The organism is Pseudooceanicola atlanticus, from assembly GCF_000768315.1.
GTDB lineage: Bacteria > Pseudomonadota > Alphaproteobacteria > Rhodobacterales > Rhodobacteraceae > Pseudooceanicola > Pseudooceanicola atlanticus.
In genome coordinates this window covers 35,337-49,274 of sequence record NZ_AQQX01000003.1, presented here as the reverse complement: position 1 = coordinate 49,274, position 13,938 = coordinate 35,337, and the positions used below count along the sequence as shown (strand labels likewise).

12 protein-coding genes are annotated in these 13,938 nt (G+C 65.1%); 9 read left to right on the top strand and 3 right to left on the bottom strand.

Annotated elements, in window-relative coordinates; all coding sequences use genetic code 11:
* The first annotated feature begins 102 nt into the window (after positions 1–102).
* Complete coding sequence (purC, locus tag ATO9_RS08065; RefSeq protein WP_043747475.1) at positions 103–861, top strand: phosphoribosylaminoimidazolesuccinocarboxamide synthase; 759 nt, start codon at positions 103–105, stop codon at positions 859–861.
* 11 nt (positions 862–872) lie between these two features.
* Positions 873–1,103 (top strand): phosphoribosylformylglycinamidine synthase subunit PurS, encoded by a 231-nt coding sequence (gene purS, locus ATO9_RS08060; RefSeq protein WP_043747474.1) that lies wholly within the window; start codon positions 873–875, stop codon positions 1,101–1,103.
* A gap of 4 nt (positions 1,104–1,107) precedes the next feature.
* Here the strand turns inward: purS and ATO9_RS08055 are convergent, their stop codons facing one another.
* The gene (locus tag ATO9_RS08055; protein WP_043747473.1) at positions 1,108–1,854 is read right to left on the bottom strand and encodes a maleate cis-trans isomerase family protein; all 747 of its coding nucleotides are present in this window, start codon (positions 1,852–1,854) and stop codon (positions 1,108–1,110) included.
* The gene (locus ATO9_RS08050; RefSeq protein WP_043747472.1) at positions 1,851–3,011 is read right to left on the bottom strand and encodes a M24 family metallopeptidase; all 1,161 of its coding nucleotides are present in this window, start codon (positions 3,009–3,011) and stop codon (positions 1,851–1,853) included. Before ATO9_RS08050 ends, ATO9_RS08055 begins: the two co-directional genes overlap by 4 nt.
* A 188-nt stretch (positions 3,012–3,199) precedes the next feature.
* Here ATO9_RS08050 and ATO9_RS08045 point away from each other — a divergent pair, with 188 nt between their 5' ends.
* The 6 genes from ATO9_RS08045 (at position 3,200) to ATO9_RS08020 (ending at position 12,533) form a co-directional block, all read left to right on the top strand.
* Positions 3,200–3,703, top strand: coding sequence for a hypothetical protein (locus ATO9_RS08045; RefSeq protein WP_052418185.1), 504 nt, complete (start codon positions 3,200–3,202; stop codon positions 3,701–3,703).
* 262 nt (positions 3,704–3,965) lie between these two features.
* On the top strand, positions 3,966–5,003 hold the full coding sequence (locus ATO9_RS08040) for a zinc-binding dehydrogenase (RefSeq protein ID WP_043747471.1): 1,038 nt from the start codon (positions 3,966–3,968) through the stop codon (positions 5,001–5,003).
* 11 nt (positions 5,004–5,014) lie between these two features.
* Positions 5,015–5,683 carry a phosphoribosylformylglycinamidine synthase subunit PurQ gene (gene purQ, locus ATO9_RS08035; protein ID WP_043747470.1) on the top strand — a complete coding sequence of 223 codons (669 nt, stop codon included), beginning with the start codon at positions 5,015–5,017 and terminating at the stop codon, positions 5,681–5,683.
* Between the two features lie 60 nt (positions 5,684–5,743).
* The gene (locus ATO9_RS08030; protein ID WP_081979498.1) at positions 5,744–7,543 is read left to right on the top strand and encodes a sensor histidine kinase; all 1,800 of its coding nucleotides are present in this window, start codon (positions 5,744–5,746) and stop codon (positions 7,541–7,543) included.
* A gap of 19 nt (positions 7,544–7,562) precedes the next feature.
* Positions 7,563–8,903, top strand: coding sequence for a sigma-54-dependent transcriptional regulator (locus tag ATO9_RS08025; RefSeq protein WP_043747469.1), 1,341 nt, complete (start codon positions 7,563–7,565; stop codon positions 8,901–8,903).
* A gap of 801 nt (positions 8,904–9,704) precedes the next feature.
* Complete coding sequence (locus ATO9_RS08020; RefSeq protein ID WP_043748491.1) at positions 9,705–12,533, top strand: Rne/Rng family ribonuclease; 2,829 nt, start codon at positions 9,705–9,707, stop codon at positions 12,531–12,533.
* Between the two features lie 310 nt (positions 12,534–12,843).
* Here the strand turns inward: ATO9_RS08020 and ATO9_RS08015 are convergent, their stop codons facing one another.
* Positions 12,844–13,068: a sulfurtransferase TusA family protein gene (locus tag ATO9_RS08015; protein ID WP_043747468.1), complete on the bottom strand. Its 225-nt coding sequence runs from the start codon at positions 13,066–13,068 to the stop codon at positions 12,844–12,846.
* 92 nt (positions 13,069–13,160) lie between these two features.
* Between ATO9_RS08015 and ATO9_RS08010 the strand changes: the two genes are divergently transcribed.
* On the top strand, positions 13,161–13,910 hold the full coding sequence (locus tag ATO9_RS08010) for a cytochrome c biogenesis CcdA family protein (protein WP_043747467.1): 750 nt from the start codon (positions 13,161–13,163) through the stop codon (positions 13,908–13,910).
* Positions 13,911–13,938 lie beyond the last annotated feature (28 nt).

Genomic DNA, 13,938 nt, shown 5'->3' with positions numbered 1-13,938 from the left:
GTTCGCGCAAGGGCCGGGCCGCGCTTGCGACAATCACGCCCATGGACTAAGAGGGCGCAACACTGGAAGGGGCCGGTTTCCGGACCCAGAGAAAGGGCAGCCATGGCACGCCGCAAGAAAATCTACGAAGGCAAGGCGAAGATCCTTTACGAAGGCCCGCAGCCGGGGACGATTGTTCAATATTTCAAAGACGATGCGACCGCGTTCAACGCCGAGAAGAAGGCCACGATCGAGGGCAAGGGCGTGCTCAACAACCGGTTGAGCGAGTTCTTCATGACCGGCCTGGCCAATGTGGGCGTGCCGACTCATTTCATCGAGCGGCTGAACATGCGCGAACAACTTGTGCGCGCCTGCGAGATCATTCCGCTGGAAATCATCGTGCGCAACTTCGCCGCAGGGTCGCTGTCCAAGCGCCTCGGCATCGAGGAAGGCACCGCGCTGCCGCGTCCGATCGTCGAATATTGCTACAAGGACGACAAGCTGGGCGACCCGCTGGTCACCGAGGAACATATCGCCGCCTTCGGTTGGGCCTCGCAGCAGGACATGGACGACATCCTGGCGCTGGCGCTGCGGGTGAACGACTACCTGTCCGGCCTGATGTACGGCGTCGGGATCAAGCTGGTCGATTTCAAGATCGAGATCGGCCGCGTCTATGACGGCGACTTCCAACGTCTTATCATTGCTGACGAAATCAGCCCTGACAGCTGCCGCCTGTGGGACATCGAAACCGGCCAGAAGCTGGACAAGGACGTGTTCCGCCGCGATCTGGGGTCGCTGACCGATGCCTATACCGAAGTCGCCAAACGCCTGGGCGTGATGCCCAAATCCAACGGCCATACCAAGCCCACGCTGATCAACTGAAAGGTGCCGCGATGAAAGCCCGTGTTCATGTCATGCTGAAAAACGGTGTTCTGGACCCGCAGGGCGAGGCGGTGCGCCACGCGCTCGGATCGCTCGGCTTCGACGGGGTCGAGGGTGTGCGCCAGGGCAAGGTGATCGAACTGGACCTGGCCGACGGCACCAGCGAGGACACGGTCAAGGAGATGTGCGAGAAGCTTCTCGCCAATACCGTGATCGAAAGCTACTCCGTCGAGATGGTCTGAAAAATCACCTGTTTTCAGAGAGTTGACCCCAGGGGCCGGGCGCAAGACGCGTTCCGGCCCCTTTTGCCATGTGCCAGGCCAGCACCTGGTTGGAGCTGAGCACGGGGATCTCGAGCCGCTGTTCCAGCGTCTGGATCACGTCGAGCGTGCGCAGGTTGGTACAGCTGAGAAACAGCGCGTCGATCCCGCCCTTGGCGGCCAGCATCTCCGCCGCCTGGATGATCGAGGCGGGGGTGATGCGGACCACCCGTGCTTCGTTGGTGACGTTGAAGGTGCCGAAGACCGGAGTTTCGATCCCGCGGTTTGACAGGACCGAGCGTATCCGGTCCGACACCGCGGCCATGTAGGGAGATAACAGGCCAAGCCGTTGAATTCCCAGCGTTTCACAGGCCGCCACCAGGGCGGTGACCGGGTCGGTATAGGCGTCAGCGCTGACGGTCTGGCGCAGGATCTCGGCCACGCGCTTTGGCCCGATCTGGGCCGATCCCGAGGTGCAGGCATATCCGAGCGCGGCAAAGGGCGTATTGGGGGGCAGCAGGGACGCGGCGTCGGCCATATGGGCCTCCATCGCGGCGAGGGTTTCCGGCGTCACCTCGTCGCCCGAGGGGATGCGCGTCACCAGAAGCTCTGCCCCGCCATAGAAGAGACGGCGGAAATCGACCTCGATCGTTTCGTCGGTTTGCAGCACGACAAGGCCGATCTGGGGCGGTTTCTGCTTCGTGATCTCATGTGGAAAAATCTGCGTTGTCATGAGGTTATCTCGACAATCTCAGGGGGTGCGGGAAGTGACAGCCACTCCGCCCCGGTCTCTCGGATGACGATGTTTTCCTCGTGCACCATGATGCGTCCCGGTGTGACCTCGATCCCCGGTTCGAGGGTCAGCACCATGCCGGGGACCAGCGGCGTGTCATCTGCGGGGATGAGCGAGGGCGGTTCGGTCAATTGCATGCCCAGCCCATGCCCCAGCCGCCCGGCATCCGACCCGCCAGCGCCGCCGGTGACGATCCGGTCCATGGCGTGGAAGAGGTCGGCGGCGGTGGCGCCGGGGCGGGCGATGGCAAAGGCGGCCTGGGTCGCCTCGATCAATTTCACATGGGCGTCGCGAACCTGTGGCGAAGCCCGGCCAATGCTGAAATTGCGATCAAAATCAGAGAAGTAGCCGTCATGGACCAGACCGGTATCCAGCATCAGCACATCGCCCTTGGCCAGCGGGCGATCATCGGCCGGAGAGATCACATCGCCATAGCCACCGGGGGCCGCGGCGCCGGCGAGGTAGGGCACCCAATCGGCTCCTTCGGCGAGGCAGAGGCGCTGGAAGTCGCGGAAGACCTTCGCCAGGGGAATGCCCGGTCTGGCGATGTCCGGCACGCTGGAAAAGGCGGCGGAGGCGATGGTGCAGGCAGCGCGGAGCTTTTCGATCTCCGCTTCGGACTTCACTTCACGCAAGCCGCGCATGATATTGGCATCATTGGTGAAATCGCGGTCCGGGAGGAGCGACTGAAGGCGCTGAAAATCCTGTAACGGCATCCGCAGATGGGTCTCGCGACCACTGGGCAGACCGATGCGCGCACCCTTGGGGGTGAGTTCGGCGAGCGTGTCGGCAAGGAGCGTCACGCCGTCGTCGTCATAGTCGGGCGCGCGCCAGGTGCGGATGTCGGTGATCCAGCTTTGCCCCATGAGGTGGCCACCGATGGAGGGGATGACGGCAACGGGATCGCCCTGCGCGGGAACGACCAGGAACCAGGGGCGCGTGGGGCTTTCCCAGAAGCGGGTGAGGAAGCCGGTGAAGTAGCGAATCTCGGGTTCGGTGGTCAGGAAAAGCGCCGCGATGTCAGCGGTTTGCATGGCGGCTTGTGCGCGGGACAGGCGGGTCAGGAACTCCGCCTCGGCAAAGCCGCGGGGCGTCACTTTCCGGCCTCGGAGAGGTCTGGGGTTCGGATGTTCGACATGGCGTTCAGATTGCCCGTATTACGCGAGTGGAGCAAACTTTTTCGCGGTCTCAGGACGGTTCTGAAATTGCCGAAAAGGTCGGGAAAGGCCTACTTTTGCCTGTGATCCAAGGCGGTTAGGCTGATCCAGAGCAGCGGAGGGCCGTGATGATTACTTTGGCATTCTACAAGGGGCGCGGATCGTCCATTTGGCACCGCCTCCAGGACGGGCTGATCCGGTTCGCCACGCGGTCGCCCTACAGCCATGTGGAGCTGATCGAGGGGCCGGCGGAATTGGGGCAGGAGCACCTGTGCCTGTCGTCGTCGGGGCGCGATGGCGGGGTGCGGGAAAAGCCCATCACGCTGAAGGTGGAAAGCTGGGACCTGGTCGAGGTGAACTCAGACGCCGCAGAGATTGTCACCTTTATTCGCAAGAGGTTAGGGGCCAGGTACGATTACGTGGGCATCCTGTTCTCGCAAGTGTTTTCGCTGGCCCGGCATGACGAGGCGAAGTGGTTCTGTTCCGAGATCTGCGCCGCGGCACTTGGCATGGCGAATGCCCAGCGGATGAGCCCGCAGGCGCTCTATGACATGGTGCAATGGCGGCGGCCTCCGCCCGCAGAGGGGTCGTCTGTGACGCCCGAAGAGGTGGAACCGCCCAAGGTCGGCTGAGGTGTTGCGGGGGCACCGTGCGGTGGTCGGCAACGGCGGAGCCGGCGAATCGGCCCCGCGGCCAGGGTTAACAGGGGTTTCGGGGCGTTGCGGGCCTATCGGCATCGCGTCGGTATCACGTCGGTATTGCGTCGGTGCGCCGCTGCCGGGGGCCCCGGGTTAACGGGGCGTGCGCCGGGCAACACTGCCTGACGCCCGGAACGCTTGATCTTTGGCCGGCCGCCGGGTCATCTGGCCGCGGGAGATACGGGAGGAGTGATCCATGCGTGCCGCGGTACTGAGAGCCTATAACGAGGACCTGTCGATCGAGGATGTGCCCTATCCGGCCTGTCCCGAGGACGGGGTGATCCTGAAGGTGCTGGCCTGCGGGGTCTGTCGCAGCGACTGGCACGGCTGGGTGGGCGAACATCCCCGCGTGAAGCCGGGCCAGATCGGCGGGCACGAATATTGCGGCGAGGTGGTCGAGACCGGCCCGGACAGCCAGTGGCAGGTAGGCGATGTGCTGGTGGCGCCGTTCATCCTGGCCTGCGGATCCTGTCCGCAATGCCAGGCGGGGGCGCAGAACACCTGCCTCGACCAGCGCCTGCCGGGCTTCATCGAACCGGGGGCCTTTGCCGAATATGTCGCCGTGCCGCGCGATCACAACCTGGCGCGCCTGCCCGAGGGCATGTCGCCCACGCTGGCCGCCGGGCTGGGCTGCCGGGTGACGACGTCCTGGCATGCGCTGACCGGGCGCGCGGCGCTGCAGGGCGGGGAATGGCTGGCGGTGCATGGCACCGGGGGCATCGGTCTGTCGGCGGCGCTGCTGGGCAAGGCGCTTGGCGCGCATGTGGTGGTCGTGGACGTGGTGCAGGAGAAGCTGGACCATGCGCTGAGCCTTGGCATCGACGCGGCGGTCAATGCCTCTGGCGGCGATGTCGGCGCGCAGATCAAGGAGATGACCGGCGGCGGCGCCCATGTCAGCGTCGAGGCGCTTGGCATCGAGGCCACGGTGAACGGGTCGCTGGAATGCCTGCGCCCGCTGGGCCGGCACGTGCAGGTGGGCATGCCCGTGGGCCATACGGCGCAGATGCAGGTGAACATGTCTGCCGTCTACCAGGGCAATATCGCACTCTACGGCACCCGCGGGATGCCATCGTGGCGCTATCCGTCGCTGCTTGGATTGATCCAGAGCGGAAAGGTGGATATGAGCCCGCTTATCGCGCGCGAGATCCCGCTGTCCAAGACCGGGGCGGAACTGGCAGCGTTCAACGGGCCAACGCCGCCGGGCGTGGCCGTCATCACGGATTTCTCGTCTTAGGAGACGCCACCATGAAAGCCGCCATCCTCGTTTTTCCGGGTTCCAACTGCGACCGTGACCTGAAGGTCGCCTTCGAGAAGGCGGGCGCCGATGTGACCATGGTCTGGCACAAGGACGACACGCTGCCCGACGGCGTCGATATCGTCGGCGTGCCGGGCGGTTTCTCTTACGGGGATTACCTGCGCTGCGGGGCGATCGCGGCAAACTCGCCGATCTGCGCGTCGCTGAAGGCGCATGTGGAGCGGGGCGGCTATGCCCTGGGCATCTGCAACGGGTTCCAGATCCTGACGGAGACGCGGATCCTGCCCGGCGCGCTGATCCGCAATGCCAACCTGAAATACATCTGCCGCACAGTGCCGCTGACCGTGCGCACCAGCGACAGCGATTTCACCCGCGCCTGGAATGCCGGCACGGAATTGCAGATCCCGATTGCGCATCACGACGGCAATTACCAGGCCGATGCGGAGCTGCTGGCCCAGCTGGAGGGCGAGGACCGGATCGCCTTTACCTACAACGACAACCCCAACGGGTCGGCCGGGGATGTGGCGGGCGTGCTGAGCGCCAATCGCCGGGTCCTGGGCATGATGCCCCATCCGGAGCGCGCCGCGGACGAGGCCCTGGGCGGCAGCGACGGGCGGGCGATGTTCACTCACCTCGTGGGCGGGCTGGTTTCCGCCTGAGCCGTGCGGCCCGGGTTGCGCGCCGCTTGAGCGGCGGCTGACCGTGACGTAAGCTGAGCCATGGCCGACGCTTCGCAGGGCAATTCTGGACGTTTCGGGCTGGGGCAATCCGGCCGTCGCAGCACTGTGACCGGGCGGCGGACGATTTCCTGGCGAACACGGATCGCGTTGCTGATCTTCGTGCTGGTGGCGTCGGTGGTGATCTGGGTCACCAATTCCGCGCTGACCGACCGGTTCACCCAGAACACCCGCAACCGGGCCGAGCTGCGGCTGGCGCTTTACGGCGGCAACCTGGTGTCGGAGCTGCGCCGGAATTCCATCGTGCCGCAGTTGCTGAGCCGTGACCCGGCGCTGATCGGCGCGCTCAATTCCAACGATTTCTCGCAATCCACCCAGCGGCTGATTTCCTTCGTCGACGAGATCGGCGCGGCCTCGCTGATGCTGCTGGACCGGGATGGGCGCACCGTGGCCGCGACCGACCGCAACCGCCTGGGCGAGGCCCATGCCGGGACCGGGCATTTCGTCGACGCGCTGCGATCCTCGTCGACCGTCTTCACCGTCGCGGAGCGGGAGGGCATCGGCTATCGCTTTACCTATTCGCGTAAGGTGGAAAGCCAGGGCGAAACCGCCGGCGTCATCGTCGTCGAGGTCGACCTGCAGAAATTCGAACGGGCCTGGGCGGGGATTTCCGACGCGGTGCTGGTGACCGACTCGACCGGCAACATCATCCTGGCGACGGAACCGCGCTGGCGCGGCCTGACCGAGGGTGCGGCGCTGGTGCGCGAACCGCCCGACAGCGCCATCCAGCGGGCCATCCAGGCGACCGCGGACTGGTCCGTCCTGCCGGCTGATGCCTATGTGAAGGGCGAGGCGGTGATGCGGGTGTCGTCGCGGCTGCCGTTCCGGGGCTGGCAGATCGCGTCCTTCACCACCTATTCCAGCGTCCGCGAGAAGGTGAACGGCGTTCTGGCACTGGAAATCATGGGATTTGCCATCCTGCTGGCGCTGGCGTTTTACGCGCTGAGCCGGAAGAACGCGTTGCGCATGGCGTTCTTCCAGGAGGAATCGGCGGAACTTCGCGCCTTGAACGAAAGGCTGCAGCGGGAAATCGCCGAGCGGGAACGCATGCAGCAATCGCTGAAAGTGGCGGAACAGACGCTGGCGCAATCGTCGAAGCTGGCCGCCCTGGGCGAGATGTCGGCGGCTGTCAGCCACGAGCTGAACCAGCCGCTGGCCGCGATGAAGACCTACCTGGCCGGGGCCGCGCTGCTGCTGCGGCGCAACCGGCCCGAAGAGGCGCTGTCGTCGTTCCAGCGGATCGACGACCTGATCGGCCGGATGGGCGCGATCACCCGCCAGCTGAAATCCTACGCGCGCAAGGGCGGAGACACGTTTGCCCCTGTAGACGTTGGGGATTCCCTGGCCTCGGCCCTGTCCATGATGGAGCCGCAGCTGCGCCAGAGACAGGTCCGTATCACCCGTGCGCTGCCCGAACGGCAGGTCATGGTGATGGCCGATCGGCTGCGCCTGGAACAGGTGCTGATCAACCTGTTGCGCAATGCGCTGGATGCGACCTCCTCGGTCGAGAATCCGGCGATCGATGTCATCCTGAGTGCCGGGGAAACCGCCACGATCACCGTCCGGGACAACGGCACGGGGATCGAGAACCTCGATGATCTGTTCGAGCCTTTCTACACCACCAAGCAGCCCGGAGACGGGGTTGGACTGGGGCTTGCCATCTCCTCGGGGATCGTCAACGACCTCGGCGGCCGGCTCACCGCACGGAACGCAGAGGCGGGTGGGGCTGTTTTCGAGATACAATTGCCTATCTTGAACGAAGAGATCGAGGCGGCAGAGTAGAAGACCGGAGAAAACGAAAATGCAAAAGGCCATGAAGATCGCCATCGTCGACGATGAGCAGGATATGCGCCAGTCGATCAGCCAGTGGCTGGCCCTGTCTGGGTACGACACCGAAACCTTCCCGAGCGCGGAGGACGCGTTGAAGGCGCTTGGTCCCGATTACCCCGGGATCGTGATTTCCGACATCAAGATGCCCGGCATGGACGGGATGCAGTTCCTGCGCAAGCTGATGGGATCGGACAGTGCGCTGCCCGTGATCATGATCACCGGCCACGGCGACGTGCCCATGGCGGTTGAGGCGATGCGCCTGGGCGCTTTCGACTTCCTGGAAAAGCCATTCGACCCGGAACGGATGAACAAGCTGGCCAAGAAGGCGGCGAATGCCCGCCGCCTGGTCATGGACAACCGCCAGTTGCGGCGCGAGCTGTCCGACGGTGGCCAGCTGATGAAGAAGCTGATCGGGATTTCCCCGGCCATGGAGCGGCTGCGTGAAGATATCCTCGACCTGGGCCAGGCCGACGGTCACGTGCTGATCGACGGCGAGACCGGCACCGGCAAGACGCTGGTCGCCCATGCGCTGCATGCGGTCGGCGCGCGGGCCGGCAAGCGGTTCGTGCTGGTCAGCTGTGGCGCCATGGACGAGGACGCCCTGACCAAGCGGCTGTTCGGCCCGATGAACCCCGAGGACAGCCAGCTGCCCGCCATCGAGGAGGCCCGCGGCGGCACTCTTGTACTGGAGGATGTCGAGGCGATGTCCGACGCCGTGCAGGGCAAGCTGCTGAATGCCATGAACGAGCAGGGCACCCCGGCCGAGACCCGGATCGTCGCCATCTGCAACATGCAGGAGGCCGAGCGCACCTGCGAGGATGCGCTGCGGTCTGACCTGTTCTACCGCCTGGCCGCCTTGCGCATCACCGTGCCGCCGCTGCGCCAGCGGGGCGAGGACGTGCTGACCCTGTTCACCACCTTCACCGAGCAGTTTTCCGAGGAATATGGCTGCGAGGCCCCCAAAGTGGCCGCGCAGGAGGCCGCCCAGCTGTTGCAGGCGCCCTGGCCGGGCAACGTGCGCCAGCTGATCAACGTGGCCGAACGCGCAGTGCTGCAATCGCGCCGCGGGTCGGGCACGATCGCGTCGCTGCTGATGACCGAGCATGACGACATGCAGGCCGTGGTGACGACCGAGGGCAAGCCGCTGAAGGAATATGTCGAGGCGTTCGAACGGATGCTGATCGACAACACGATGCGGCGTCATAAGGGCTCCATCGCGTCGGTGATGGACGAGCTGTGCCTGCCACGCCGGACCCTGAACGAGAAGATGGCGAAATACGGGTTGCAGCGGGCCGATTACATCGCGTCCTGATCCCGGGTTTCCTGCGGGAATTGAGCGGCTGGACCATTTGGTCCGGCCGTTTTTCGTTTTTGAGGAGTGAGGCGGAAGCCGTGCGAGCGCCGTCTCGCGGGACGGCGCTGAGACCGATCCGCTACGCCACTTTCATGGTGCAAGCTGCATCTTCGTCCAGGGCTGGCCGCTGCGGTTGCCAAAGCGCCGCCCCGTTGGGGCGAGACGGCGCTCGCACGGCGCCTACGGCTTGATTCCGTGCGGGGGCAGAGCGGTGACGTAATATTTGGACGTCGGGTCAACCATTACGCGAAAGAGAGACGAAGCCCGACCGCCCGGTGCACGCTCCGGTAGAGCCCTGAAAACGGGCGCTGCGGCGATGGAAAGGCGCAGATGCATTCCTCATGATGATTTTCTCCATTGTCATTTAACCTGTGCAGGTTCTATTGTGGACAAACGATCCGGAGTTCAGTCCTCCGGTAGAGAGTTTCTCTGGTTCAGTGACCGGACAGGTGGCGAGAAAGACCCACCTTGGCGCGGACCAGACCGAATGGATCCCTTCTGGGATCGAAGCAACGCCACACGGTCTTGAAAGGCTGATGTGGCACCGAACGGGTGGCAGGCCGGTCCGATGACAGGCTCAAGCCGCCGGAGAAGAACCGCGATGAGGCGCGACGGACATATGACAGGCGAGGGCAGGGCGCATTTGCGCCGCCCCGTCGATATGACCCGCCAGGCCCGCAAAATCGCCCCTATCAGTCACGTCAGAACGTCTCTTGCGCCGCCAGGCCCGGGGGACGGTTTCGCGTGCGAATGGACAACATGGCAAAGAAAATGCTTATCGATGCCACCCACGCGGAAGAGACCCGCGTCGTGGTGGTCGACGGAAACAAGGTCGAAGAGTTCGACTTTGAATCGGAGAACAAACGCCAGCTAGCCGGCAATATCTACCTGGCCAAGGTAACGCGGGTCGAACCCTCGTTGCAGGCAGCGTTTGTCGATTACGGCGGGAACCGGCATGGTTTCCTGGCCTTTTCCGAAATTCATCCCGATTACTACCAGATCCCCGTCGCCGACCGCGAGGCGCTGATGGAGGAGGAGCGGGCCTACGCCGAAGCGCAGAAGGCCAAGGACGAAGCCGAGGACGAGAAGAAGAAGTCCCGCTCGCGCCGCCGCCCCTCTGCCAAGGCCGAAAAGGTCGAGAGCGAGGATGCGGTCACCAGTGCAGAGGCCGCCGATGGCGAGATCTCGGGCATGGAGACGATCGACCTGGAAGATGGCGCCGAGAGCGATGAGGAGGGGCTGTCTCCGATGGAGACGGTGGCCGAGACGCCCGTCGAGGAACCTGCCGAGGATACCGAAGCCGAAGCCGCGGATGACGACGACGAGGATGGCGAGACGGGCTCGAAAGCGTCCGACCGCGATTCCGAGATCGAGTCGGTGGCCGATGACGACGACCAGGAAGACATCCGCCCGGTCCGCAAGCCGCGTCCGCGCCGCTACAAGATCCAGGAAGTCATCAAGGTTCGCCAGATCCTGCTGGTACAGGTCGTCAAGGAAGAGCGCGGCAACAAGGGCGCTGCGCTGACCACCTACCTGTCGCTGGCCGGCCGCTATTGCGTCCTGATGCCCAACACCGCCCGTGGCGGCGGTATCAGCCGCAAGATCACCAATGCCGCGGACCGCAAGAAGCTGAAGGAAACCGCAGCCGAGATCGACGTGCCCCAGGGCGCGGGCCTGATCGTGCGGACGGCGGGGGCCAAGCGCACCAAGACCGAGATCAAGCGCGATTACGAATACCTGCAGCGCATGTGGGAACAGATTCGCGAACTGACGCTGAAATCCATCGCGCCGGCGAAGATCTACGAAGAGGGCGACCTGATCAAACGGTCGATCCGCGATCTCTATTCGCGCGATATCGACGAGGTGCTGGTGGAGGGCGAGCGCGGCTACCGCATCGCCAAGGACTTCATGAAGATGATCATGCCGTCCCACGCCAAAAACGTGAAGAACTACCACGACGCGATGCCGCTATTCGCGCGCTACCAGGTGGAAAGCTACCTGGGCGGGATGTTCAACCCGACCGTGCAGCTGAAATCCGGCGGCTACATCGTGATCGGCGTGACCGAGGCGCTGGTGGCTATCGACGTGAACTCCGGCCGGGCCACCAAGGAAGGCTCGATCGAGGAAACCGCGACCAAGACCAACCTGGAGGCGGCCGAGGAGGTCGCGCGCCAGCTGCGTCTGCGCGACCTTGCCGGCCTGATCGTTATCGACTTCATCGACATGGACGAGCGCAAGAACAACGCCGCCGTCGAGAAGAAGCTGAAGGACAAGCTGAAGACCGACCGCGCCCGCATCCAGGTGGGCCGGATCAGCGGGTTCGGCCTGCTGGAGATGTCGCGGCAGCGTCTGCGGCCCGGTATGCTCGAGGCTTCGACCCAGCCGTGCCCGGCCTGCCACGGCACAGGCCTGATCCGGTCGGATGACAGCATGGCGCTGAACATCCTGCGCCAGATCGAGGAAGAGGGCGTGCGTGGCCGGTCCCGCGAGGTGCTGGTGAAGTGCCCCGTCGACATCGCGAACTACCTGATGAACCAGAAGCGCGAGCATGTCGCCCAGATCGAGGCCCGCTATGGCCTGTCGGTCCGGATCGAAGGCGACCCGCATCTGATCAGCCCCGATTTCTCGGTCGAGAAGTTCAAGACGGCGACCCGCAAGGTGGCCGAGGTCGTGAATTTCGTCTCTGCCGATGCGTCCTTCATGGACAGCTATGACGAGGCCGAAGAGGCGGTGGAAGAGGCCGAAGGCGAGGATAACCTGCCGGGCGGCGACGCGCCGGAACAGACCAGCGAAGAGCCGAAGCCCAAGAAGAAGCGCCGTCGTCGGCGTCGCCGCAAGAGCAGCAAGGATTATTCGGAGAACGGCTCTGGCGACGATCAGGCGAACGACTCGTCGCAGGGTGACGCGGGCGCGTCCGATCAGGGCGAGGCCACGGAGGCCAAGTCGGGTGAGGGCGAGACCGCCAAGTCCGATGACAGCGCCGGTGCGGAGGCTGCAACGGCCGAGGAAACCCCTGCCGAGAAGCCCAAGCGCACCCGGACCCGCAGCCGCAAGAAGCCCGAGCCCGAAGCGGCAGAGGCCACGGCTGACGATGCAAGTGTGACGGGAGAGGCCTCCGAGGCTGACGCTCCGGCCGATGCCGAAGCGGCGCCCGCGAAGCCCAAGCGGACCCGCAGCCGGGCCAAGCCCAAGACCGAAGCCGCCCCCGCGGCCGAGGCTGAGCCTGCGGGCGAGGTTGCAGCCGATGCGGTGCCCGCGGCAGAGCCGGACGCGGCGGCTGTGGATGCAGCGCCCGAATCTGTGGCTGAACCCGTGGCCGATGCGCCTGCGGAGCCTGTGGCCGAAGCCCCGGCTGATCCGGTGGCCGACGCGTCCGTGGCCGAGGAACCTGCCGCTGAGCCCGTGGCCGAGGACGCGCCTGCGCCCGAAGCCCCGGCGGATGCCCCGGCGGAGGAGCCCAAGGCCGCAGAGCCTGTGCCCGAGCGCGAACAGACGCCCGAGGCCGCGATGGCCGGTGCCTCCACCGACACACCGGCGGAGCCCGACAAGCCGAAGAAGCGCGGCTGGTGGTCGATCGGCAAGGGCTGACGCCTGGCAAATGAAATTGCAGACCAGCCGTCCCTTGGGGCGGCTGGTTTCGTTTTGGCGGATGCTTTTTGACAGGGGCAGCCGGTGGTTGTCTGCTTTGCTGCTTTTCCGCACCGCACTGAGGGACGCGCCCGACCCTGGGTGGGCGTTTGTCTGCTTGGGGCGGTGTGGCACGTAAAAGCATTCCCTGTTGATCTTGCTGGGAATGACATCGCCATGCGCCCTCCCTGGGGGAGGGTCGGGCGCGGCCCGGGCTTTCAGCCCGCGCCAAGGGGACTGCCTGCGTAGGTTCGAAGGCCTAGCCTTGAGATCAGCCCTTGCGGATCACGAAATAGCGGGCCTCGCCCTCGGCGCGGTTTTCGAGAAGGGCGTGACCCTCCTCATGGCAGAAATGCGGGATGTCGATGGCGGCGACGGGGTCGTCGGCCAACATGGTCAGGCTGTCCCCGGATGCGAGGGGTTGCAGGCGCTTGCGCAGCCGCAGCACGGGCAGGGGGCAGAGCAGCCCGATCGCGTCGATATCCACGTCGTCCATGCCCTGCGATTACCGGGACGCGGCATCCGCGTCCACGGCTTTGTGACAACACGCCACGTGACGCCGGACGCAGAAGCCGATAATCGGAGGACATGTTCGGGATAGACATCATAGATGCGGGCCTGTTGCCCGCGATGATCGTGGCGCTGATCGCGGGGGGGATATCGTTCCTCAGCCCCTGCGTGCTGCCCATCGTACCGCCCTATATCGCCTACATGTCCGGCGTGTCGCTGAACGATCTGGGCCAGGGATCGGGCCGGGGACGAGCGGTGAGCGCGGCGCTGATGTTCGTACTGGGCCTGTCGACGGTGTTCCTGCTGCTGGGCTTCGCGGCCTCGTCGGTGGGCACGCTGTTCCTGCAATATCAAAGCTATTTCAATATCGTGGCCGGGATCCTGGTGATGATCTTCGGGGCGCATTTCGTCGGCGTCTACCGGATCGGGTTCCTCGACCGCGAGGCGCGGCTGGATGCGGGCGACCGCGGCGGCAGCGCGTTCGGCGCCTATGTGCTGGGCCTGGCCTTCGCCTTTGGCTGGACCCCTTGCATCGGCCCGCAGCTGGGCGCGATCCTGTCGCTGGCCGCCTCCGAGGCCTCGGTCGCGAAGGGCACGGCGCTGCTGGCGGTCTACGCGGCGGGGCTGGGCATTCCGTTCCTGCTGGTGGCGGCCTTCCTGCCGCGCCTCGGCGGGGCGATGGCCTGGATGAAGCGCAACATGGAACGGATCGAACGGGTCATGGGGCTTCTGCTGTGGACCATCGGGCTGCTGATGCTGACCGGCGGGTTCTCGGCCATGTCGTTCTGGCTGCTCGAAACCTTCCCGAGCCTCGCCACCTTGGGCTGATCCGCGCCGCGCTTGGCCCGCTAAAAAG

What these genes read in the sequence shown, in the direction of transcription:
- ATO9_RS08055 (WP_043747473.1), bottom strand. Translation starts at nt 1,854, where the DNA reads ATGACAACGCAGATTTTTCCACATGAGATCACGAAGCAGAAACCGCCC.
- ATO9_RS08025 (WP_043747469.1), top strand. Translation starts at nt 7,563, where the DNA reads ATGCAAAAGGCCATGAAGATCGCCATCGTCGACGATGAGCAGGATATG.
- ATO9_RS08020 (WP_043748491.1), top strand. Translation starts at nt 9,705, where the DNA reads ATGGCAAAGAAAATGCTTATCGATGCCACCCACGCGGAAGAGACCCGC.
- purQ (WP_043747470.1), top strand. Translation starts at nt 5,015, where the DNA reads ATGAAAGCCGCCATCCTCGTTTTTCCGGGTTCCAACTGCGACCGTGAC.
- ATO9_RS08015 (WP_043747468.1), bottom strand. Translation starts at nt 13,068, where the DNA reads ATGGACGACGTGGATATCGACGCGATCGGGCTGCTCTGCCCCCTGCCC.
- ATO9_RS08040 (WP_043747471.1), top strand. Translation starts at nt 3,966, where the DNA reads ATGCGTGCCGCGGTACTGAGAGCCTATAACGAGGACCTGTCGATCGAG.
- ATO9_RS08045 (WP_052418185.1), top strand. Translation starts at nt 3,200, where the DNA reads ATGATTACTTTGGCATTCTACAAGGGGCGCGGATCGTCCATTTGGCAC.
- ATO9_RS08030 (WP_081979498.1), top strand. Translation starts at nt 5,744, where the DNA reads ATGGCCGACGCTTCGCAGGGCAATTCTGGACGTTTCGGGCTGGGGCAA.
- ATO9_RS08010 (WP_043747467.1), top strand. Translation starts at nt 13,161, where the DNA reads ATGTTCGGGATAGACATCATAGATGCGGGCCTGTTGCCCGCGATGATC.
- purS (WP_043747474.1), top strand. Translation starts at nt 873, where the DNA reads ATGAAAGCCCGTGTTCATGTCATGCTGAAAAACGGTGTTCTGGACCCG.
- purC (WP_043747475.1), top strand. Translation starts at nt 103, where the DNA reads ATGGCACGCCGCAAGAAAATCTACGAAGGCAAGGCGAAGATCCTTTAC.